This window comes from Paraglaciecola sp. QJM3NY_14 (genome assembly GCF_056173245.1).
This window is the reverse complement of record NZ_CM149664.1, coordinates 4,261,130-4,283,564: the sequence shown is the minus strand read 5'-3', so window position 1 is coordinate 4,283,564 and position 22,435 is coordinate 4,261,130. Positions and strand designations below refer to the sequence as shown.

22 protein-coding genes are annotated in these 22,435 nt (G+C 44.9%); 14 read left to right on the top strand and 8 right to left on the bottom strand.

Features of this window, described 5'->3' with window-relative positions; all coding sequences use genetic code 11:
• Positions 1-3 precede the first annotated feature (3 nt).
• Together pgi and tal are read right to left on the bottom strand one after the other, a co-directional pair.
• Positions 4-1,647, bottom strand: coding sequence for a glucose-6-phosphate isomerase (pgi, locus tag AC0VYA_RS18295; protein WP_473476061.1), 1,644 nt, complete (start codon positions 1,645-1,647; stop codon positions 4-6).
• Between the two features lie 81 nt (positions 1,648-1,728).
• A complete protein-coding gene (tal, locus tag AC0VYA_RS18290; protein WP_475489220.1) occupies positions 1,729-2,682 on the bottom strand; it encodes a transaldolase in 954 nt (317 codons plus the stop codon).
• Between the two features lie 226 nt (positions 2,683-2,908).
• Between tal and AC0VYA_RS18285 the strand changes: the two genes are divergently transcribed.
• Positions 2,909-3,460 carry a macro domain-containing protein gene (locus AC0VYA_RS18285; RefSeq protein WP_475489219.1) on the top strand — a complete coding sequence of 184 codons (552 nt, stop codon included), beginning with the start codon at positions 2,909-2,911 and terminating at the stop codon, positions 3,458-3,460.
• Between the two features lie 222 nt (positions 3,461-3,682).
• Positions 3,683-4,456, top strand: a complete 774-nt coding sequence (yaaA, locus tag AC0VYA_RS18280; protein ID WP_011576346.1) for a peroxide stress protein YaaA — start codon at positions 3,683-3,685, stop codon at positions 4,454-4,456.
• Between the two features lie 112 nt (positions 4,457-4,568).
• Here the strand turns inward: yaaA and AC0VYA_RS18275 are convergent, their stop codons facing one another.
• Entirely contained in the window at positions 4,569-5,336 is a 768-nt protein-coding gene (locus AC0VYA_RS18275) for a helix-turn-helix domain-containing protein (RefSeq protein WP_475489218.1), read from the bottom strand.
• Between the two features lie 165 nt (positions 5,337-5,501).
• Between AC0VYA_RS18275 and AC0VYA_RS18270 the strand changes: the two genes are divergently transcribed.
• From AC0VYA_RS18270 to yiaA, 3 genes are all read left to right on the top strand, one after another.
• Positions 5,502-5,894 (top strand): hypothetical protein, encoded by a 393-nt coding sequence (locus AC0VYA_RS18270; protein ID WP_475489217.1) that lies wholly within the window; start codon positions 5,502-5,504, stop codon positions 5,892-5,894.
• Positions 5,894-6,751, top strand: a complete 858-nt coding sequence (locus AC0VYA_RS18265; RefSeq protein ID WP_475489216.1) for a DUF2145 domain-containing protein — start codon at positions 5,894-5,896, stop codon at positions 6,749-6,751. Before AC0VYA_RS18270 ends, AC0VYA_RS18265 begins: the two co-directional genes overlap by 1 nt.
• A gap of 204 nt (positions 6,752-6,955) precedes the next feature.
• Entirely contained in the window at positions 6,956-7,399 is a 444-nt protein-coding gene (gene yiaA, locus AC0VYA_RS18260; protein WP_475489215.1) for an inner membrane protein YiaA, read from the top strand.
• Between the two features lie 148 nt (positions 7,400-7,547).
• Here yiaA and gpsA read toward each other — a convergent pair whose 3' ends face one another.
• Genes gpsA through AC0VYA_RS18240 form a run of 4 tightly spaced genes read right to left on the bottom strand, consistent with a single transcriptional unit; the run spans position 7,548 to position 9,791 of the window.
• Complete coding sequence (gpsA, locus tag AC0VYA_RS18255; RefSeq protein ID WP_473476043.1) at positions 7,548-8,546, bottom strand: NAD(P)H-dependent glycerol-3-phosphate dehydrogenase; 999 nt, start codon at positions 8,544-8,546, stop codon at positions 7,548-7,550.
• 11 nt (positions 8,547-8,557) lie between these two features.
• Positions 8,558-9,067 (bottom strand): protein-export chaperone SecB, encoded by a 510-nt coding sequence (gene secB / locus AC0VYA_RS18250; RefSeq protein WP_011576340.1) that lies wholly within the window; start codon positions 9,065-9,067, stop codon positions 8,558-8,560.
• Positions 9,068-9,089: 22 nt separating this feature from the next.
• Positions 9,090-9,347, bottom strand: coding sequence for a glutaredoxin 3 (gene grxC, locus AC0VYA_RS18245; protein WP_011576339.1), 258 nt, complete (start codon positions 9,345-9,347; stop codon positions 9,090-9,092).
• 18 nt (positions 9,348-9,365) lie between these two features.
• On the bottom strand, positions 9,366-9,791 hold the full coding sequence (locus tag AC0VYA_RS18240; RefSeq protein WP_006991801.1) for a rhodanese-like domain-containing protein: 426 nt from the start codon (positions 9,789-9,791) through the stop codon (positions 9,366-9,368).
• Positions 9,792-10,061: 270 nt separating this feature from the next.
• Between AC0VYA_RS18240 and gpmI the strand changes: the two genes are divergently transcribed.
• From gpmI to AC0VYA_RS18205, 7 genes are all read left to right on the top strand, one after another.
• Positions 10,062-11,597: a 2,3-bisphosphoglycerate-independent phosphoglycerate mutase gene (gene gpmI / locus AC0VYA_RS18235; RefSeq protein WP_475489214.1), complete on the top strand. Its 1,536-nt coding sequence runs from the start codon at positions 10,062-10,064 to the stop codon at positions 11,595-11,597.
• Between the two features lie 62 nt (positions 11,598-11,659).
• Positions 11,660-12,751 carry a murein hydrolase activator EnvC family protein gene (locus AC0VYA_RS18230; protein WP_475489213.1) on the top strand — a complete coding sequence of 364 codons (1,092 nt, stop codon included), beginning with the start codon at positions 11,660-11,662 and terminating at the stop codon, positions 12,749-12,751.
• Positions 12,752-12,767: 16 nt separating this feature from the next.
• Complete coding sequence (locus tag AC0VYA_RS18225) at positions 12,768-13,535, top strand: divergent polysaccharide deacetylase family protein (RefSeq protein ID WP_475489212.1); 768 nt, start codon at positions 12,768-12,770, stop codon at positions 13,533-13,535.
• A gap of 51 nt (positions 13,536-13,586) precedes the next feature.
• On the top strand, positions 13,587-14,531 hold the full coding sequence (locus AC0VYA_RS18220; protein WP_475489211.1) for a DUF808 domain-containing protein: 945 nt from the start codon (positions 13,587-13,589) through the stop codon (positions 14,529-14,531).
• 206 nt (positions 14,532-14,737) lie between these two features.
• Positions 14,738-14,968: a ChaB family protein gene (locus AC0VYA_RS18215; RefSeq protein ID WP_475489210.1), complete on the top strand. Its 231-nt coding sequence runs from the start codon at positions 14,738-14,740 to the stop codon at positions 14,966-14,968.
• Positions 14,969-15,130: 162 nt separating this feature from the next.
• Entirely contained in the window at positions 15,131-16,390 is a 1,260-nt protein-coding gene (locus AC0VYA_RS18210) for a serine hydrolase domain-containing protein (protein WP_475489209.1), read from the top strand.
• A 337-nt stretch (positions 16,391-16,727) separates the two neighbouring features.
• Positions 16,728-16,985 carry a DUF3081 domain-containing protein gene (locus tag AC0VYA_RS18205; RefSeq protein WP_011576332.1) on the top strand — a complete coding sequence of 86 codons (258 nt, stop codon included), beginning with the start codon at positions 16,728-16,730 and terminating at the stop codon, positions 16,983-16,985.
• 23 nt (positions 16,986-17,008) lie between these two features.
• Here AC0VYA_RS18205 and AC0VYA_RS18200 read toward each other — a convergent pair whose 3' ends face one another.
• Positions 17,009-20,527 (bottom strand): PAS domain-containing hybrid sensor histidine kinase/response regulator, encoded by a 3,519-nt coding sequence (locus AC0VYA_RS18200; protein WP_475489208.1) that lies wholly within the window; start codon positions 20,525-20,527, stop codon positions 17,009-17,011.
• Between the two features lie 262 nt (positions 20,528-20,789).
• Between AC0VYA_RS18200 and lpxL the strand changes: the two genes are divergently transcribed.
• Complete coding sequence (gene lpxL, locus AC0VYA_RS18195; RefSeq protein ID WP_473476026.1) at positions 20,790-21,722, top strand: LpxL/LpxP family Kdo(2)-lipid IV(A) lauroyl/palmitoleoyl acyltransferase; 933 nt, start codon at positions 20,790-20,792, stop codon at positions 21,720-21,722.
• 90 nt (positions 21,723-21,812) lie between these two features.
• Positions 21,813-22,430, top strand: a complete 618-nt coding sequence (locus AC0VYA_RS18190; protein ID WP_475489207.1) for a toxin co-regulated pilus biosynthesis Q family protein — start codon at positions 21,813-21,815, stop codon at positions 22,428-22,430.
• Positions 22,431-22,435: the final 5 nt, after the last annotated feature.

Here is a 22,435-nt window from a genome sequence, read left to right as displayed (position 1 = left end):
GCATTAGCTATTGGCTTGCCTAAAGCGTGCAATCAAGGCGTTCGTTGAGCTATCAAAACTGAGGGCTGCATCCGTGTTAACAATTTTATCTAACACTTGGTTGCCAAGTTCTTTGCCTAATTCAACGCCCCATTGGTCGAACGAGTTAACACCCCATATTGCCCCTTGCACAAATACCTTGTGCTCGTACATGGCCACAAGAGAACCCAAGGTTTTCGGATCCATCTGTTCAAACAACAAAGTATTGCTTGGTTTGTTGCCTGGCATAGTTTTATGAGTGGCTAATTTAACTCGCTCGGCCTCATCAAGGCCCTTACCTTCAAGGTCTGCATAACACTCATCAAACGTTTTACCCTGCATCAATGCTTGGGTTTGACCAAAGCAGTTTGACGCCAGCATAGCGTGATGGGTGTTGTCTTGGTTCGGCACATTCAATGGCAACATAAAGTCCGCGGGGATCAACAAGGTACCTTGATGAATAAGCTGGTGGAATGAGTGTTGGCCATTCGTCCCTTCGCTGCCCCAAATAATTGGACCAGTGGCGTAATCTACGGCTGTGGTGTCGCCGCTGATATTCTTACCATTACTTTCCATGTCTAACTGTTGAACGTACGCAGGGAAACCACGTAAATAGTGGTAATAAGGTAAAAGAACGTGACTTTGGGCACCAAAGAAATTGATATACCACACACCTAACAATGCAGTCAGCATGGGTAAGTTTTGCTCTGCAGGAGCCGTTTTGAAATGCTCATCCATTTCAAAGGCGCCTTGAAGCAATTGACGGTAATTGTCATAACCTAATGTTAGGGCAATCGGTAAACCGATAGCAGACCATAAAGAGTAGCGCCCGCCAACCCAGTCCCACATAGGGAATATGTTGTCTTCAGCCATACCAAAGTCTGTGGCAGCCTTGATATTAGAAGACACAGCGATAAAGTGTTTGGCGATATCTTGCTGGGTGCCCCCAGCGTTTAAGAACCAGTCTTTAGCCGTTAGGGTATTTTGCAAGGTTTCTTGGGTGGTGAAAGACTTAGACGACATCACGACCAAGGTTTCTTCGTGATCTAGGTTCGCGAGTACATCTTGAATATGGCAGCCATCTACGTTAGCCACAAAATGCACTTTAACGCCATCAAACCAATAAGGTTTAAGCGCTTCAGACATAATTTTAGGACCTAAGAATGAACCACCAATCCCTATGCTTACGATCTGTTTTAGGGCTTTGCCTGTGTAACCTTTACGCTCGCCGCTGTGAATACTGGCAACAAAATCTTTGATTTTGTCTTGGCAAGCAAGTACTTCAGGCATGACGTCTTGACCATCAACATAAACGGGCTCACCTGAGAAGTTACGTAATGCCGTATGTAAAACCGCACGTTTTTCAGTGTGGTTAATGATGTCGCCTTTAAACATCGCGTCGCGTTTCTGCGAGACTTGGCTTTCATCGGCTAAAGCGAACAAGGCTTTTAGTACATCATCAGTGATCAGGTTTTTAGAAAAGTCTAGTTCAATCCCGCAAGCCGTTTGCTGGTATTTACTGGCACGAGAGGTATCGCTGGCGAACCAGTCGCGCATGTGTTGCTGTTTAACATCTTCAGCTAATGAGGCAAGCGTTTGCCAAGTAGGGGTGTCAGTCAGCGCAGTCATGCAGGACTCCTTTGGGTGTTAATTTGATTTTATAAAGTAAAAAAAAGCGCCTAAACAGACGCTCTTTTGATGCTGTTTCTATTACACGTAGCTTTTAAGTAGCGTTTCAAGTTTCACTTGGTCTGCCGCAAAGTTACGAATACCTTCAGACAACTTCTCAGTTGCCATGGCATCTTGGTTCATTTCCCAGCGAAATGCAGCTTCATCAAGTGGCGTACCAGGGGCCGTTGTTGCTCCCGTGTCTTTCAGCTTCACTTCAAGCGGGGCATCGCTGTTAGATAACTCTTCCAACAAACCCGGGCTGATGGTCAAGCGGTCACAGCCAGCAAGTTCGGTAATTTCACCGATATTACGGAAGCTTGCGCCCATAACGACGGTTTTATAGCCGTGCTCTTTGTAGTAATTGTAGATCTTAGTCACTGATTGCACACCAGGATCTTCACTGGCTGCATATTCTGTTTTACCGGTTTTGGCTTTATACCAATCAAGTATACGGCCAACGAAGGGTGAAATTAGGTAAGCACCGGCTTCAGCACAGGCTTGGGCTTGAGCGAAACTAAACAACAAGGTTAAGTTACAATTGATACCTTCTTTTTCAAGGTGTTCTGCGGCTTTAATACCTTCCCATGTTGACGCTAATTTGATTAAGATGCGGCTTTTATCTATGCCTGCTTCTTTATACAAAGCGATAAGCTTGTGCGCTTTTTCGATGCTGGCTTGCGTGTCAAACGACAAACGGGCATCTACTTCTGTAGAAATACGACCAGGAACGATATTCACAATATCAGTCCCTATGGTCACCGCTAGCTTGTCACCAGCATCAATGATCTGTTGGTCAGCGTCATCAGATTGCTCTTTTGCCCAAGCAACCGCATTTTCAAGATGCGAGCGATATTGCTCCATCTCAGCCGCTTTAAGCAACAATGAAGGGTTGGTCGTCGCATCAACGGGTTGATACTTTTTGATCGCTTCTATGTCGCCAGTATCGGCAACAACAGTGGTGATATCGCGTAGTGCTTGTAATTGATTGGACATGCTAACCTCGAATTCATTATGTTGTAAAATTACAACATTTTAATCAACAAATGTATATGTTCTCAAATTTCCTAAGTTAATAGTGGGGCGTGATCGCGTCACTATCAATACTGCCGGCGAATTAAATCTTTATGACGGTATGTGAAGAATAACCAAGATCAGGTGAAAACAAACAGGTAGCATAGAATATAACCCTTGGCCTGCATACGCGAGTAAAACACCTTCAATGTCAGCAAAAATAACCCTATTACAAGAAGACATAAACCAACTGCCTGTAGATGCCTTAGTGCGATGCCAACATTCACAGGGAGATTTTCTCTACCAATCTCATCACGACCAAGATGAGCTTAAGCAAGGTGAGCTTGAGCAAGGTGAGCTTGGGCAACCTGAGCTTGGACAACCTGAGCTCGGACAAAGAGCTGTCATCAAGATCACTCGACCCGCTGATGCGCAGTGGGTAGCCGATGATATGTTGTTGCTAAAAGCCAACTGGGATTCAGCCGCTCCCCAGAAAAAAGCATCGCTTATTGATACTGCGTATCACCAGGTACTTGAGTTTGCGGATACCTCAAACATTCGAAGTGTGGCATTCAATGTATTAGGCGCTGAGAGTGAAATTGATGACGCGACCCTAGCGCAGTTATGCGAGCTGGCCGTAAAACGTGTCAGTGAAGCATCGATTACCTGCAGCAACCTTAGAAAAATTATAGTGTGCGCGCGCAATGAGCAAGAATATCGATACTTAGTCAGTGCATTACAAACCTTGCAACTGCATTAGTATATTCTTAGGCGGAACCGGCTTTGCGACTTAAATTGAATTGCCCCTGCTGCTGTGAATAAATCCACCATTTACAAACTCATTATTAAGATGGGTTGATCCTTGCGGGCAAGAGCTTCACTGTTAATAGAAATTAATAATCAAACTCATCTATTTTAATCGGTTGTGCCTAGCGTAGCTGTTGGTATCATAATGCCATCTGATTAAGAGTAAGGAATTTACATGCTACTTGTTGTATCACCAGCCAAAAATCTCGATTTTGAGAAGCACAGCAATGCACCTTCGTCGAGCCAGCCTGAGTTGCTAGAGCACAGTCAGCAGCTGATTGATCGCAGCCGTAAGTTGAGCCCAGCGCAAATTGGCTCACTGATGAAAATAAGCGATAAACTCGCCGGCCTAAATGCAGACCGCTTCGCAGCTTGGCACACGCCTTTCACCGATGAGAATGCCAAGCAAGCGGTATTAGCCTTCAATGGCGACGTGTACGGTGGTTTAGATGCCGCCAGTTTTAGTGAGCAAGACTTTTCATATGCACAAAAACATATGCGTATCTTGTCGGGGTTGTATGGTTTATTGAAACCACTGGATTTGATGCAAGCTTATCGCTTAGAGATGGGCACCAAGCTAGACACTGAGCGAGGCACTAACTTGTATCAATTTTGGGGGAACATCATCACCGAAAAGCTCAATCAGGCATTGGCAGAGCAGGGTGATAACGTGTTGGTCAATTTGGCCTCTAGCGAGTATTTCACTGCGGTTAAACCAAAAGCATTAGACGGCGAAATTATCGAGCCGGTATTTAAAGATTTTAAGAACGGCCAATATAAAATTATCAGCTTCTACGCTAAAAAAGCCCGGGGCCTGATGGCACGTTATATCATTCAAAATAAAGTCAGTGACGTTGCCAAGCTTAGAGATTTTGACACGGCAGGGTATCGCTTTAGCGAAGAGCAAAGCGCAGGCAATAAGCTGGTGTTCTTGCGCGACGAACAATAACCCCCGCCGAAATAGTCATTTGAGGTAAATCGCTAGCAGCTGTAGCTGGATGACCAATACTGCTAGTGATTTCATTTTTGTCGTGTGGGAGTTACATAGGTGTCTTTGAACCTTAGCTTTTATTAAGTGGGCTTTCACGAGGTAGGTTTTCTCGACGCAGGTTTTCAAACAACGAAGGCTCCCACGGGCGCATGGCCATTAGTAAGCCAAAGTGCTGGCGTTTACTCAATGGCAAACTGGCATCTTCTTGGTTTAGTACCGCAGCCTCTTTGGTTAGTTGATTAAGTTTTCGCTGGATAATATCCACTGATGTCTGTGAGTAACGCCCACGCAGGTAAAATCGAAAAGTCCATGGCTCTTCTTTCTTAGGCGCCATAAATTTCACCATGACCTCACGCTCCATAAATCGCTCTAATGGCCCGCCGGGTATCCATCTAAAATCTTGTGCAATCAGAGACTTATAGTGATTGTTAGGCAGTAAATCGATAATTTTAATGCGATCTAGCTTAGCCAGTAACTGCACACATTCATGAGTGTCGATAGCGTAATGCCCAACGATTTCATCAAAAGTCCAGGCATCGCGCACGCACACGGCAACCAGTAACAATTTAGTGTCAGCCAATAATTCATTTTCTTGTTCTTCGGTGAGCTGAGTCAGTTGCTGGGTTTGCTTTTGGGCGATGATGAATAAGTCAGAAAGGCTCATCTGCAAAATCTCACAAATTTGCTCTAAGCGGTCCAATGCAAAGCTGTTCGTTGAGAAGATGCGTTTTACGTTTGCTTCGCTCATGTCGAGTTTTTCGGCAATGTATTTGTACGTTATCTGATGCTGACGTAGCAACTGCTTTAAGGTGTTGCTGATTTGGCTAATCTGACTCATAAATCCCTTTAAGTAGCGTATTAATATACTTTTGGTTGCGACTGAGTATACATAAACGGTCATTGTTTACACAGGTAATACTGGTGCTTAATCTGTGTCTCGTCTCTTGGCAGCGCCAATAGGCAACAAACAATATCTACTGATAACAATGAAAAAGGATGACCGATGAAACTTATCAATACGCTACTTACCGCGACATTTATATTTGGCACCACTGTTATTGGCGCTGGCAAGGCCAACGCTGCGGGCTCAGTACAGCATAGTGCTCAAGCGAGCAAGCATTCAGCATTAGCGGTAACAGAAGGCGTCGCATCCACTGCCAAAGTGGCCAGTGTTGCCGTGGCAGCACCACTGATCGTTGCTGGTGGGGTGAGTTTGATTACCGGCAGCGTTATTGTCGAAGCCGCTGATAGCATCAAAAGTAGTCATAGCAGCCACAGCCATGCTGATAAAAATACGCAGCTTGAGCCATTAGTCATAAGTGATGCAACTGTCACCGCTGACCCTGCGCCAAACCAGGTCATCGTTATTCAAAACAACAACACGCAAGGTCAATAATGATGACTATGTCTTCTAAACAATGGCTAACAGCGTTAATCCTTACATTCACCTTTTCTTTCACTGCGACAGCGGGCAGCCAAGCGAATAAAGTGGCAACGCATGAGCCAGAGCAGATCGTTCGCTTTGCTAAAAATGTGGAGAAGTACGCGGCCAGCCAAGGAGCAAGAGCATTTATTATTGCTAGAGTGGGCCGCCCGCAAAAAGATCTGCCCAAAGGGATACGCTTCACTCATACGGCGGTGGCTGTATATTCAGATATCACCCTAGATGACGGTGAACTGGTCAAGGGTTACGCGATTTATAATCTGTATCAAAAAAGCGGCGAGTTAGACAAAAGCCAGTTAGTCACCGATTACCCAGTTGATTTTTTTTGGGGCGCTGCTCAGCTAAGCGCAGGAGTGATTATACCCACGCCTGATATGCAAACGCGTTTAATTGACATCATTAGCACAGGTAAAAATGCGCAGTTGCATAACGAAAACTACTCGGTGATTGCTAACCCCATGAACAGGCAACTGCAAAATTGCACCGAGCATACGCTAGACATGCTCAATGCCGCGATTTATCAAACGACAGATATAGATAAATTAAAAGCCAATACCCAAGCATATTTTACGCCCCAGCGTGTGCATACCAGCCGTTTTAAGTTGATGTTTGGTGCAATGCTGCAAGATGATGTGACCACGAAAGATCATACTGGCAAAGTGTCCACCACGACCTTTACATCCATTGCCCAGTATTTAGCTAAATACGATTTGGCCAGTCAGAGCGTTATTTTAGGCAGTGACGGACAAGCAGTAGAAATTATGTCTGGTTCGAAATTTGTGGCCAGTGCAGCGAATTCATCAATATAAGACAAAGCTGGGTTCAGACTGTTCGGCAAATGAAGTTAAGAGAAATGAAAAATAAAAGCACTAAAGTATCGTAATAATAAACTTTCGGTGTAGCTATGCTCAACAAGCATCAATAGGGTTTATTTAGTCTGAACTAAAAGGCATATTCGTCTCACCCCAGCAAGACGCAGGGGTGCAAACAACTAATCAAAGAAGGACAAACACATGACAATTCAAGCACCGACGAAATCATATACATTGGCATCATTAGCAGCATTACTGATTGGCACGGTTGCCTACGGCATCGGCTTGTTCAATGCACAAATGGCGCTGAATGAAAAAGGTTACTATTTGATCATCATGCTCTACGGTTTGTTCTCAATGGTATCCCTGCAAAAAACAATCCGTGATAAAGCCGAAGGCATTAAAACCTCAAGCATGTATCAAACGTTATCATGGGCATCATCTGGTTTTGCTATCGCGTTATTAGCAATCGGCTTATACAACGCAGAATTAGCATTAAGTGAAAAAGGTTTTTACGCCATGGCGTATGTGCTGAGTTTGTTTGCTGCTGTGACAGTACAAAAGAATGTACGTGATAAAGATGCACTGGCGGGCAAACAAGAGGAAGTGCAGCAAACTGAGTTTGCTACAGAGCAAATGAGCTAATATAGAAAAAAGAATATAGAAACTAGAAAATAGCGCTGAGTTAAAAAGCCGAGGGAAGCATATGCTTCCCTCGGCTTTTTTGGTATTTCTAATTCAGTCGCTTAACGTTATGTGATTAACGCAATTGCAAGCAACTCAAGCCTACAACTTACTCGGAAGTTTGCTCCCGGCCTAACAAGGCGAGAGCCGCTTCTTTTGCGGGTTTACCTTGGTACAGCACTTGGTATATTTGCTCGCAAATGGGCATTTCAACCTGGTGCCTTGCAGCCAACTGGTGCACCTCCTTGGTGTTGCGGTAACCTTCAACCACTTGGCCAATTTCTGCAATCGCATCGTCTATGCTTTTGCCTGCGCCTAAGGCCAGCCCGAAGCGTCGATTACGTGATTGATTATCCGTGCAAGTCAATACCAGATCGCCTAAACCAGCCATACCCATGAAAGTTTCTGGTTGTGCGCCTAAGGTGATGCCTAAGCGGGTTAACTCTGCCAAACCTCGGGTAATCAACGCGGTTCTGGCATTGGAGCCAAAGCCTAATCCATCAGCTAATCCAGCGCCGATGGCAATCACGTTTTTCACTGCACCGCCGAGTTGAACACCCACAAAATCATTGTTTTTGTAAACGCGGAAAGAACGAGAGCAGTGTAGCATGTTGGCAAAATCAGTAGCCAACTGTTCATCGGTAGAAGACACAGAAATGGCAGTGGGTAGACCTGCGACCATTTCTTTGGCAAATGTAGGGCCTGAGACAACCGCAAGGGGAATAGCGTCGCCGAGTATTTCTCGGGCCACATCTTGCAACAATCGACCGTTTTCTGGGTCGAGCCCTTTGGTAGCCCAAATGATTCTATGTGCTGGTGTGAGCATGGGTTTAATTTGGCGCAGCAATGCCGAAAAACCATGACTTGGCGTCACGATAAGCAAATCATTGTTAAGGTTAACCGCTTTGAGCAAGTCAGCTTCAATCACTAATGGATCGGGAAATGTAGCACCGGGCAGGTATTTTTGATTGCATCTGGCTGTAGCCATATCTTGCATTTGCTTTGGGTCTCGCCCCCACAATGTAGTGGCAACGCCATTTCTGGCCAGACAAAAAGCAAGGGCGGTGCCATACGACCCCGCCCCTAACACTGAAACTGTTTGTTTCATTGGCTAAGTACTTACGCGTCTAGCTGCGTAGGTGCTTGTTCTTGTGCCTGCTGAGCCGCACGTTTTTGCATGTATGCTGCAAAAATAGCGTCAAAGTTTACCGGCGCAAGGTTAAGAGGAGGGAAAGTACCACGATTGACTAAATTAGAAATCGTTTCGCGTGCATAAGGGAAAAGCGTGTTCGGGCAGAAAGAGCCCAACATGTGCGCTTTATTTTGCTCAGGCATTTCGCCAATCGCGAAGATACCCGCCTGCTGTACTTCACACAAAAAGGCTGTTTCTTCACCTAACATAGCCGTTACAGTGACAGCCAAAACGATCTCGTAGACATTTTCTTCGATCAGCGCACTACGGGTGTCCAAATCTAGTTGAACTTCAGGTTTCCATTCTTTTTGAAAAATCGCCGGTGAATTAGGCGTTTCAAAAGAAATGTCCTTAGTGTAAATGCGTTGAATTGCGAATTGAGGTCCCTGAGCGGCTTGTGCTGCGTCAGCTGGGGTTGTTTGGTTTTCTTCAGCCATTATGCTTCCTTAAATTTTCTGCTTATGCAGAAAGTAATGTATCTAATTTATTTTGTGATTCTAGTGCGAACATTTCGTCACAACCACCTACATGATGCTCACCGATAAATATCTGTGGCACGGTTGAACCACCATTAGCGCGGGTGATCATCTCTGGGCGAAGCTCAGGTTGAACATCCACTTTAAATTCGGTATACGTCACGCCTTTTTGCTCCAACAGGGCTTTAGCGCGGTGACAGTAAGGACAATGTCCTTTGGTGTAAATTTCGACTTTACTCATGTTAAAAATACCTTTTGTTTATTTGCTAATTGGAAGACTCGCGCCTTGCCAGGCGTTCATCCCACCTTTAAGAACGGATACCTGCTCAAAACCTTCCTTCAGCATTTGGTTTGCGGTACGTTTACATGTCATTCCCATTGCACACACAACAATAATGGGTTTGTCTTTTTGTTTTTCAAGGCCGGTAAAATCGCCTTTGGTTACCTGCTCAGGTTTGATCTGTTTCGCGCCTAAGATGTGGCCCTTTTTAAATTCAGCGACAGGGCGAATATCCAGCACCATAGCATCATCTTTATTCATTAGAAGAGTGGCTTCATGGGTGCTTAGCTCTTTTAGTTTTGAAAATGAACTCGCCACTGTGGAGTAAAGTAAAGCTACTAACAAAGCGACGAATAAACCCGCTAAAATGTAGTGATTTGTAGCAAATTCAATCACTTGTTCCATAATTATTGCGCCTCATAGATGCAGTCAGGGTAAAAAAATGAGAGCAAAGTATATAGAAATTATCGCCTAAAACCAGTGGCAGGGCGCATCCTTGGCATAACTTATAAAATAAGCTTTTGTAAACCTACGATTTTTCCATTAATTGGCCGTGACGCGCCACCACACACAGGATAATATGGCGCCTGCGGTGGTAAAGTGCTTACTTGCACTTTGTATTCTATCTATCTGCCCCCAAGTTAACTTTTACAATCTTATTTAGCGGAGACAAACATGAGCCAAAGCAAAAAAACGGTAGCCCTTATTATTATGGATGGCTGGGGTCACAGAGAAGACACCACCAATAACGCTATCGCCCATGCCAAGACTCCCGTGCTTGACCGCTTTACCAAAGAAACTACCAATACCTTGATATCCGCCTCCGGTATGGATGTAGGTTTGCCAGGTGGGCAAATGGGGAACTCGGAAGTGGGTCACGTTAATTTAGGCGCAGGTCGCGTGGTATATCAAGATTTTACGCGCGTAACGAAAGCCATTGAAGACGGGGATTTTTTCGAAAACGAGGTTTTGGTGAGTAACGTCGACAAAGCCATCAAGCAAGACAAAGCCGTGCACATCATGGGGCTTCTTTCGCCGGGTGGCGTTCACAGTCACCAAGACCATATTTTCGCCATGATTAAACTGGCTGCCAAGCGCGGCGCGAAGAAAATTTTCTTGCATGCCTTCTTAGATGGCCGCGACACCCCTCCGCGCAGCGCCAAAGCACCACTTGAAGCTGCCGACAAAGTATTCGAAGAATTGGGCGTGGGTAAAACCGCCACTCTGGTTGGCCGTTACTACGCTATGGATCGTGATTCACGTTGGGATCGCGTCGAAAAAGCATACAAGGTTATCGCTAAAGGTGAAGGCGCGTTCAACGTAGCCAGCGCTATTGAAGGGTTAGAAAATTCTTACAGCCGCGATGAAAACGATGAGTTTATGCAACCTACTGTTATTGGTGATGCTGCGCCAATTGAAGATGGTGATGCGTTAGTCTTCATGAACTTCAGAGCGGATCGCGCCCGTGAAATTAGCCGTCCATTTGTGGAAAAAGATTTCAGCGATTTCGAGAAAGGCGAGCACATCGATTTAAGTGCATTTGTGATGCTCACTCAGTATGCCGAAAGTATTGACGCACCAGCAGCATATCCGCCGGTTGCTTTGGTAAATGTAATGGGTGAATGGTTGGCTAATCACGGCAAGACCCAGTTACGTATTTCTGAAACTGAAAAGTTTGCCCATGTAACGTTTTTCTACAGTGGGGGCAAAGAGGATTTATACGAAGGTGAAGAGCGTATATTGATCCCGTCACCAAAAGTCGCGACATATGACTTACAACCTGAAATGAACTCAACTGAACTGACTGACAAACTGGTTGAAGCTGTTGAATCTGGCAAGTTTGATGCAATCATTTGTAATTACCCTAACGGTGATATGGTGGGGCACACAGGTAACTTCGACGCTGCGGTTAAAGCATGTGAAGCCGTTGATACCTGCATTGGGCGAGTAGTTGAAGCCATCAAAAAAGTCGGTGGTGACTGCTTAATCACAGCTGACCATGGTAATGCCGAGAAAATGGCAGATGAAACCACTGGCCAAGCGCACACGGCGCATACCAGTGAGCTCGTACCGTTTTGGCATGTAGGGCAGGAAACCACAGCCCGTTCAGGCGGCACCTTAAGTGATGTTGCACCCACCATGTTGCATTTGATGGGGATGGAACAACCCGCAGAAATGACCGGCAAGCCTATAGTTACTCTGGTTAAGTAATTCCTTTGCTACCATTGTTGTTATGGTTGAAACAGACAAAAGCACCATGCTTATGGTGCTTTTTGTTTGTTTGCTTGTTACCCATTTATGCCAACGGTCAGTCCAAAGATGAACTACAAGCACTGCAAAAACAGATAAAGCAAAAGCAGCAACACGTTGCCCAGCAGTTAGCAAAAGCGAAAAGTTTACAATCTGATTTAAAGCAAATTGAACTGAAGATCGCCAAAGCGGCGACGGCACTCAATGCCACTGAGCAAGAGCTTAAGGACAATCAGCAAGAGCAAAAAAGGCTTAAAAAACGCCAAAGTGATATTCAGCAAAAATTAGCCCAGCAACAAGATGTGCTAGCCAGACAAATTCGTAGCGCGTTTATGACAGGCAACCATGACTACGCCAAGATGCTACTTAATCAAGAAAACCCAGGCAAGTTCGAGCGCACCATCACCTATTATCAATACCTGAATGAGGCGCGTCGTGAATTAATTGACGAGTTTTTGCTACTGGGTAAAGAGCTGACACAGGTCAATCTAACCTTGATTGAAAAGCAAGACAGCCTACAAAATCTGCTCGATCGCCAGCAAGCGCAACAAGCCACGCTAAATCAAGGGCAAAAGAGCCGTAAGCAGACGTTAAGCAAATTACAGTCTGCCATTGAAAGCGATGCGGCCAAAATTGAAGAACTGCAAGCAAATGAGCAAAATCTACGAAAAGCCATCGCTGAAGCGGAGCGCTTGGCAGCCCAAAAACCGACCAGCTTCGACGGTTTAGCCAAACTAAAAGGCAAATTGTTGAAACCAGCAGATGGCCGAGTGCGCAAATTATTTGGTACAAAACGTGAGGGGCAGATACGCTGGAAAGGCATTATTGTTGAGGGAAATGCAGGCAGTAATGTTATCGCGATCCACCATGGTAAAGTTCTGTACGCTGATTGGTTGCGGGGCTTTGGTTTGGTCACTGTACTCGATCACGGTAATGGCTACATGAGCTTGTATGGCCACAATCAAGCTTTACTGCATCAGGCCGGTGATACCGTGGCCGCTGGTGAGCCCATTGCGCTTGTTGGTCAAAGTGGCGGGCAAACCTCCCCTAATTTATATTTTGAAATTCGCTACAAGGGCGACCCTGTTAACCCCACGCAATGGATTAAGCTTTAATGGGCGCTCTGGTCATATGTTGAACTTTTCATTCCACCTCTGGTGCATATCGCTCTTGCTGACTTTGCTCCCGACTTCGGCGGCGCTAAGCGCGCAGATCGCTATTATCATTGATGACGTTGGCAACAACAGTCATCGAGATGCAGCAGCCTTGGGGTTACCCATTAACGTTGCTATTTCGATTTTGCCTCACAAGCATCTAAGCCAAAAATACGCCCTGATGGCGCACGAGCAGCACCGAGAATTCCTACTGCACATGCCGATGGAGTCGATGGCGGGTATCAAGCAAGAGTCAAACGTGTTGTTGGCCAGTATGAGTGATAAGCGGATTGTGCAAACCTTAAATGATGCGTTTGCCAGTGTGCCCAATGCACTGGGATTGAATAATCATATGGGGAGTCGTTTAACACAGTTAGAAACCCCGATGCGCACCACCATGAGCTACTTACATCGTCACGGGCTCATTTTTGTCGACAGTCGCACAACGGCATTGACCCAAGCAGAAGCTATTGCCAAGCAAACGAAGGTGCCAGCACTGCGGCGACATGTATTCTTGGATAACGACTTATCCGAAGCAAAAATAGAGCGCCAGTTTAATATATTGGTCAAAAGAGCGCGTAAATACGGGCGCTCTCTGGCGATTGGTCACCCTCATATGCAGACGATTGCCTACCTGAAAAAAAGGCTACCAACGTTAGCCCAAGACGATGTACAGTTAATTCCCCTCAGTGCTATGTTGACGCCCCAAGTGGATAACGCTAAACCGCTGCATATAGGTGATTAGCGCAGTAAATTTACACTGAACTTTTTTTCGATTTATATTTAGGAGCCAAGCATGGCCGCTGCAAACCTACTCGCATTGATTGATGACATTGCTACCATTCTTGATGATGTAGCCGTGTTATCAAAAGTGGCTGCCAAGAAAACAGCCGGTGTGTTAGGCGACGACTTAGCCTTAAATGCCGAGCAAGTATCCGGAGTTAAAGCTGAACGTGAGCTTCCGGTTGTATGGGCTGTGGCGAAGGGCTCGTTCTTAAATAAGTTAATTTTGGTACCCTCAGCCTTACTGATAAGCGCGTTTCTTCCTTGGCTTATTGTTGTGTTGCTGGTGATTGGTGGTTTGTATTTATGTTTTGAAGGGTTCGAAAAAGTTGCTCACAAATGGCTGCACAGTGAAGAAGAACGGGAAGCAGAGCATCAGGCCCAATTGAATGCGATTGCCGATCCTAAAGTCGATTTGGTCGCTCTTGAAAAAGACAAGATTAAAGGGGCCATCCGAACGGATTTTATCCTATCTGCAGAAATTGTAGTGATTGTCTTAGGTACGGTACAAGACCAACCGCTCACAACGCAAATCGCAGTGGTCTCGGCACTTGCGATTGCTATAACGATTGGGGTTTACGGTTTGGTTGCAGGGATCGTAAAACTTGACGATGCGGGTTTATACATGCTGAGAAAATCGGTGTCCGGCTCGTTTAATACAATTCAGCGTTTCATCGGCCGAAGCTTGCTAATTATTGCACCTATGTTGATGAAAAGCTTAGCTATTATTGGTACTGCAGCCATGTTTCTTGTAGGAGGGGGCATTGTGGTACATAGCGTGCCTTTCATTCATCACATTGTTGGGGATGTGTTGTATCCAGTTACTGAGAACGGCGGTGCGCTGGCAGGTATTTTACCTGTAGTAGCAGACGGCGTCGTGGGCATTATTGCTGGTGGTTTAGTGTTACTTGTGGTCACGCTAGCAAGCAAGGTCATCAATGCTGTTCGTGGTAAATAATCCTTTGTAAATTTTGCTACTCTGTTGTGCTATTTACTTAAGTTTTAGGAGAGAATGTTAGCAGGGTTTCTTGTGATATCTTAACGTCACATCTTGCATAATCACTATTGGCAGGCGTTGCGACTCACCATTGTAAATGACCAAATTATCGGAATCCTTTTTGCTTTATTCACGTTTTCAATTGTGACGAAAAGAAGGATCATCCCATGCCATACGATTCACATAGAGACCTCCCCGAAAGTGTACAAAATGTGTTGCCCCCTCATGCCCAAGATATTTATCTCGCTGCTTTCAATAATGCCTGGGACGAATACAAAGACCCAGATGATAGACGTGGCAAGCAAGGTCGTGAAGAAGTCTCCCATAAGGTGGCTTGGTCAGCTGTGAAGCAGTCTTTTCACAAAAATGATGATGGCATGTGGGTCAAAAGCAGCTAGGCCATACATAACCAAGAAATACGCTCGTTGCTGATAAACTTATGTCAGCGTAATACATTTGTCGTGGTGATGGTGTTTCATTGGTATCTCTGATGATTTGTCACATTAGTATGATATATCCTATAGTTCTCAATCGACGCACTATATAAAAACAGGTCATACATGAAAAAAACCAAACAATTTTTACTCGCCTGCGTTGCCAGTACTTTACTGGCAACCAATGCATTTGCCGACATCCGCACTACTAACCCTGAGAAAGTCGGTATGTCAGAAGCGCGTTTAGAACGTATCGAGCCCGTGATGCAAGCGTTTGTGGACGAGCAAAAGCTTGCTGGCACACTCACCTTGGTCGCGCGAAAAGGCAAAGTGGTTCACCTTGAAGGTGTGGGTTTTAGGGATCGTGAGGCTAAAACGCCTATGACAGAAGACACGATTTTTCGTATCTACTCCATGACAAAACCTATTACCGCTGTTGCCGCATTGACCTTGTGGGAGCAAGGTAAATTTCAGATGAACGATCCGGTCAGTAAGTACTTACCAGAGTTGGCAAACCTGAAGGTGTTCGCTGGAATGGATGGTGAGAATATGATCCTTGAAGATACCAACAAGGTGATGACCATCAAGCAGCTGTTCACCCATTCTGCTGGTTTCAGCTATGGCTTTAGTCAAAGCCCAGTGGATAAGTTATACCAACAGTCGGCACTTTTTTCCGGTGAAACAAAGCGTGAAGACCTGCTGAAAGAGGTCGCAAAGTTACCGCTTAATCATCAACCCGGAACGAAGTGGAATTACAGCATAGGTACCGACATTATAGGTGCATTAGTGGAACGCTTGTCGGGGCAAACCTTGGGAGAATACTTCGAACAGCATATCTTCAAACCGCTCAAAATGAGTGACACGGGGTTTTATGTGCCGAAAAGTAAGCAAGATCGTTTAGCACAAATTTATGTCATCAATCAGCAAGGTCAAACCGTTCCTATGGAGAATGAACCTCTGGGTGATTACTTGTCTGCCCCTGAAATCGAATCAGGTGGCGGTGGTTTAGTGTCAACCATCGCAGATTACTATACATTCGCTCAAATGCTGTTAAATGGCGGGGAATACAAAGGAAAGCGTATTCTGGGTCGTAAAACCGTAGAGTATATGCGCACTAACCACTTACCAGCGAGTCTGATCCCGTTTGAACCCTCTTCGACAGGTGAAGGTTATGGACTTGCTATGTCTGTTACGGTCGACGAACAGGGCGCAAATACGATGGGTTCTAAAGGCGACTATGGTTGGGCTGGTGCGGCTTCAACTTACTTTAGAATTGATCCAAAAGAGCAAATGATTGTCATCGCTATGACCCAATTAATGCCCTCGAGTTTCTTCTCGTACAATAAGGACTTCAAAAATATGGCTTATCAGGCACTGGTTGATTAGTGCATTGCTAAGCTGAGAGTCACATTATGCAAACTTGTAAGCCACTGTTTTTTCCAGTGGCTTTTTTGTATCACTCGGTGAGTGACTTTTTCGTTGCACTGTCCCATTTTTACGTTGATCACACACTACAAATGATCCAGTAGTACGTTAAAAAATTTGTGACTAATATATTGATAAAGCTCAATTTTGCCCGCATGACTACAGGTATGGTGCGTTTGTAGGCGTGGGTGCAAACATTTTATGGGTATGTGTTTATCAATTTTAATTGGGCGTAATTATTGCAAACCTCGTATGTTAAGAATGCAAATACCCTGAATAAGCAACGAAAGGCGGCAACATGAAAAACGAAATGGACAGTAAATTTATTCTATCAATATTCGAAAAGATCCGTGAAAACGGAGAAAAGAAAGGAGATGGCTACTTTCTGGGTGGCGTCACCGCATTTAGTGACTACGATGGCTACACCATCTTTATGGAAGATCAGCAAGTGAAGCTGCGCTTCGGTTTTCATAACCAGTATCACTTTGATTATGAAAAAGAAGAGCACATGCAGCAATTCGAGAAAAAATTAAACGCCATAGCCAATGATTATTAAACCATAGCGCATACTGGTGCTTGTTAAGCTAACCACTTGATGAGCTCAGCCCTCAACTCAGTTAACACGATTGGCTTAGTCAAATAAGCATTCATGCCAGCAGCTAAGCAGGCTTCTTTATCTCCCTTCATGGCATTGGCGGTCAATGCGATGATAGGCAACGTTGACGCGTAATTACTATGCTGACTTTTGCGGATGGTACGACTCGCCTCATAGCCGTCCATGATGGGCATTTGGCAATCCATCAATATCGCATCAAATTTCGCTTCTGATTCTTCCAAAGTATGAATTGCTTCTTGGCCATTCTCAGCCACCTGTACGCTGCAGTGCAGCTTTTTAAGCATCTCAATAACCACTTGTTGATTAATAAAGTTATCTTCTACCAATAAAATATGTGGCGCTTGGCGATATTTGTTGAGTAGTTTGGTCTCGGGTAGGGCGGTAATGAGCTTGGTGTTATCGCCGTTTTCCAATGCTCCAGTAAACGCTCCTTTGAGTGTCTCTGGCTTAACCGGTTTCGCTATATAACTAACAGGGTCAGCTAGTTGGCTTGACGTACCCTTCTCAAGCCAGTCGTGGGGCGTCATCAATATGATGTGTAACTTGGCAAAGAGGTCGTTGCTGCGGATCGCTTTGGTGAGTTCAATTCCATTAATGCCAGCCAAATTACTATCAATTAATGCGACGTCTATTTTCGTCGTTTTTAGATGCGACTGTCTGAGTGCTTTTAACGCACTTGATGCACTCTCAGCGTGTTGTACCACCATGTTATTTGACGTGAGCCATTTACCTAAAACTGTGCTTAACGTGGGGTTGTCATCTACCAATAAAACTTGCAGCGGCGCTTCGCGCTCAGGAAACAACGGACTAAATTGTATTTGGTTTTCGTTCAACGCTTCAGGCGCTATGGTAAACCAAAAAGTGGAGCCTTGTTGCCACTGACTAGATACGCCGACTGTGCCACCTAAAAGTTCACTCAATTGTTTGCTGATGGCCAACCCGAGCCCTGTGCCACCGAAGTGGCGTGTGGTTGATGAATCAACCTGCATAAATTTAGAGAACAACGCTTTTTGATTATCTTCGTGAATGCCAATCCCGGTATCTTGCACGAAGAATTTAAGTTGATTATCCCCCTCTAGTGCAACCCGCATAATGACTTCACCGTGATGAGTAAACTTGATGGCATTACCTAATAGGTTGTTCAAAATTTGCCGTATACGACCGGGATCGCTTGTTATCCATTGGGGCACATCCATCTGCAAATCGAACACGAGCTCAAGCCCTTTTTGTTGGGCGCGACTAGCAAATGTATCAATAATATTGCCCAACAAAAGATGTAGATCAAAGTAGATAGACTCAATACTTAATTTGCCTGCCTCGATTTTAGAAAAATCTAGGATATCGTTGATCAGTAACAATAAAGATTCACTACTACTGTGCACCAATTCAGCAAAATGACGCTGTTTGTCGGTTAATTCAGTGGCTAGCAATAAGTCGTTCATACCAACGATCCCATTGATAGGAGTACGTATTTCATGGCTCATGTTAGCCAAAAATTCGCTTTTCGCGCGGCTCGCTTCTTTGGCTTGCTCTTCGGCTTTTTTCATTTCGGTGATATCTTGAAAAGCGCCTCTCAATACAACAGGTCGACCGTTTTGATATTCTGCATAGCCAACAGCTCGGACCCAAATATGTTTACCTTTGGCCGTAATAAAAGGAACCTGCAGATCCCACTTTTTGCCGGCAGCTATGGAGCTATCAATGGCTTTTTGCACTAATGGGCGAACATCCTCAGGATAAAACTTCATCGCGCTGGAGAGGTCTACATCTGAACCGACCGGTAATTCATGAATCCGGTAAACTTGGTCTGACCAAGTGACTTCATCGGTCTCAAGATTTAAGGCCCAACCTCCCAGATTAGCCATTTCGCCTGTGGTTTCTAGTAAATCTTGTTGGTGGCGGCGCTCTTTTTCAAATTGCTTAATTTGGCTGATATCTCGGCCAACGAGTAAGTAGCGTTCTACCTGATTATCGGGTGACATGACCCCGGTAACCGTGACCTCCATAGGAACTTGAACATTGTTTTTGGTTACGAACGTCCACTGATTTTCATCCACTTGCCCTTGAGAGGCTAGATAGAAGAAGGCGTCGAGTGATGAACCTTGTCGCTGGGTGCTGACTTGCATGAAATCAATCAGCTCATTTTGCATCATAAACTGCTGAATATTGCCGCTTTGTTTTAGTTCTGCTTTGGTATAGCCCAGTGCTTTTTCTACAGTTTGATTGCAGGTCAGTATTTTGCCTTGCGCATCACATGAAATCATTAACAGGTGAGCACTATCAAGTATGGCTTTTTGAATCTTATTGGCTTTAAGCAGAGCTAACTCTGCATTTTTCTGCTCGGTGATATCACTTTGGATGGCAATGAAACCGTTAAACTTGCCGCCTAGGTACATAGGGTGACTATTGATTTTCAACCAAATATGCTCGCCGTCTTTGCGATAGTTGAGAATTTCCACATTGAATCGTTCTCGTTTTTCAACGGCACTGCGCATAATGGCTATTTTGTCAGGGTTGCTTTGCGAACCTTGCAGCACGTGGCCAGGGTTTTTACCTAAGATTTCCTCAAGGTAATATCCTGTGATACGAGTGAAGCCCGGGTTGACCCATTTTATTTTGACGTTCTCGTCCGTGATGATGACAGCGTTGTCAGTTTCTCGTAAAACTTTAATAAACAGTTCGTTGCTTTGCAGCCCATTTTCCAACCATTGCTGGTGTTGCTTCTGTGCACCAATGTCGTAATTTACTCCGATAATCTTCGCCACATTGCCCGTTGGGCTGCGCAATGGCCTAGCAAAGGCGCGCATATGCCGAGTTTCGCCACAGGGAGTAATAATACGAAAGGCAATATCAAGTTTAGCAATCTTCGTTAAAGAATGATTTAAGGCACTCAGCGCTTCTTCTTTATCGTCAGGGTGAAGCAAATCACTCCACTGACTTAATTCACCACTAACGACCTTGGGGTTGCAACCATATAGCGTATACATTTGCTCGTCCCATATGAGTTTTTGCTCATCAAGGTTGAACTCCCAAATACCAATTTGAGCCACGGTAGTGGCTACGTTAATGCGGTGAATGATGTCGTAAATTTCATTGCCCGAAGGAGGGCGAACATTGTCTGGGTCAATCGTGACGACGTATGAGGAGTCATCATCAAGCCAATCAACAGATTTAACACTGGCTTGTGCTATGAGGTATTCGCCGCTTGCAAGTGTGCATTTGAATATGCCCTCAAGCAGCTTGTTGCCCTTGGCTTCTGAGTAGAACAGATTATTATTCAATGCATGATCATTGCTAGAGTAAAAATTCTCCAATAACCGCTCGACCGGCATATTAATCAACGATTTGCTGTCTAGCCCAAACAGCTCGCAAGCAGCTTCATTCGCAAACAATACGATTTGATCTTTGGTTATGTGCAGTGTCGCGCTACTTACGGCTTCTAATCCACAGTAGTACGCGTCTAGCAGGTTTAGTCGTGGCATATATGTTCCGAATAATTAAGATTCTACCGTTTTGTTCGAGCTTGGACGTATTTCTTAACGGTACAGGCAAGCGCCAAAAAAAATCCATTTCAATACATATAGAGTAAAGTAAATGAAAATATATACCCAGTTAAATAGGCGCTGTTTAACGTTGGTGTACGAAATTTGGACTATATGGAGTATTTTAATCACGAAACGGTCACTAGCAATCAGTCTTTAGTCGATTACAATAGCCGACACTTTTGATCCACCGGAGCCGACCTTGAGTCCGTCTTTCGTTCAAGCCCCCACGTTTACGCTTGCATTTTTTCATCCTCGGTTTTGGCTAACCTGGGTGGGGATCGTTTTATTGTATGCAATATCTTGGTTACCCTATCGTCTACAAACCTATGTTGGCAAAGGGCTAGGAAAGCTGTTGTTGGTATTTGCAAAGAAACGCGTAAACATTGCTAAACGAAATTTAGCATTGTGTTTTCCCGATTACACACCTGCGGCACGCCAAAAAATACTTGATGCCAATCTTGATAACGCGGGCATGGCGATCCTTGAGGCCAGCATGGGGTGGTGGTGGCCGACTTGGCGTATCGAAAAAATGAGTGAGTTTGAAGGATACGAGCACATCGACGCTATCTTGGCTAAAGGTAAAGGTGTTTTGGCGTATGCGATTCATAATATGAACTTAGAGTTTGCCGTGCGTGTGGCAGGGCTTCGAAACCCCTCTGTGGCTTTTTATCGCAGACACAACAACCCGCTAATGGAGTACATGCAATACCACGGCAGAAACCGCTCAAACAAATATATGATACACAAGCGAGATGTACGCGGGCTCATTCAAGCGTTGAACGAGGGAGAAGTGTGCTTTTACCTACCTGACCAAGATTACGGCCGCACTAAATGTGAATTTGCCCCCTTTTTTGCGGTAGAACACACCGCCACCACAACCGGCTCTTTGTTATTTGCAAAAGAAGCGAACTGTGAGACCGTATTTCTTGCGCCGATTAAAACGGCCAGCGGTTACAAAATTAAAGTGGTCCCAGGGCTGGAGAATTTTCCCTCTGGTGACGATAAAGAAGATGTAGCGCGAATGAATAAAATGGTTGAATCACTCGTTTTAGAAGCGCCCGAGCAATATTTGTGGATGCACAAACGGTTTAAGACGCGTCCCAACAAGAGCGACCCGTCGCTTTATGACTAATATCCCGCTGGGTGCGTTGCGGTTTAATTTTAGCGTACATTTAATCAAGTGCAGTTTTGATAAGTAGGCGATGTGAGTAACAAGGTATCCATGAAATACAATCCCAGTGAATCTCAGTCATTTGTATGGTGGCGCCACGCGTTATTGGCGCTAGCGCTTATATTAATTGCTGTGTTTGTGATTGTACTGCAACAAATAAATGTGAATGCGCCCATTCCTGAAGGGGGAGAAGGCCCTAAATCCGTGTCGCAAAACATGACTGATTTTTACGCTGAGTACCGCTTGTCGTCTCGCCACCCCAGAGAAGAGAGCATCGGCGATTTCGTTAATGTGGTGAATATATCCGATACGCCCCTGGCTGAACGTTTGAAAAGAATGGAAAGCCTGCAAAAGCCATTACCTGCTAACTGGGTTGGGGAATACAAACACCGTTCTTTTAAAGCCGGTAGTACCCTGCGAGACAGCATCATTACTTATGCGCAATCTGAAGGGATGCAAGTGATTTGGGAGCTTAACCGGGATTTTATTATCAAACACCCCTTTCAAATTGATAACTCAATTGTAGGTAGCCTAGACGAAATCGGCCGGGCGATTGATAGCAATTTTGACGGAACCGTCAAAACCTATGTGTGCCCAAAGCAGCGATCTTTGGTGATTACCGACGTCAACAGCAAGTATCTGCAACAGAACTGCAAAGTCGTAAGTTAATACCT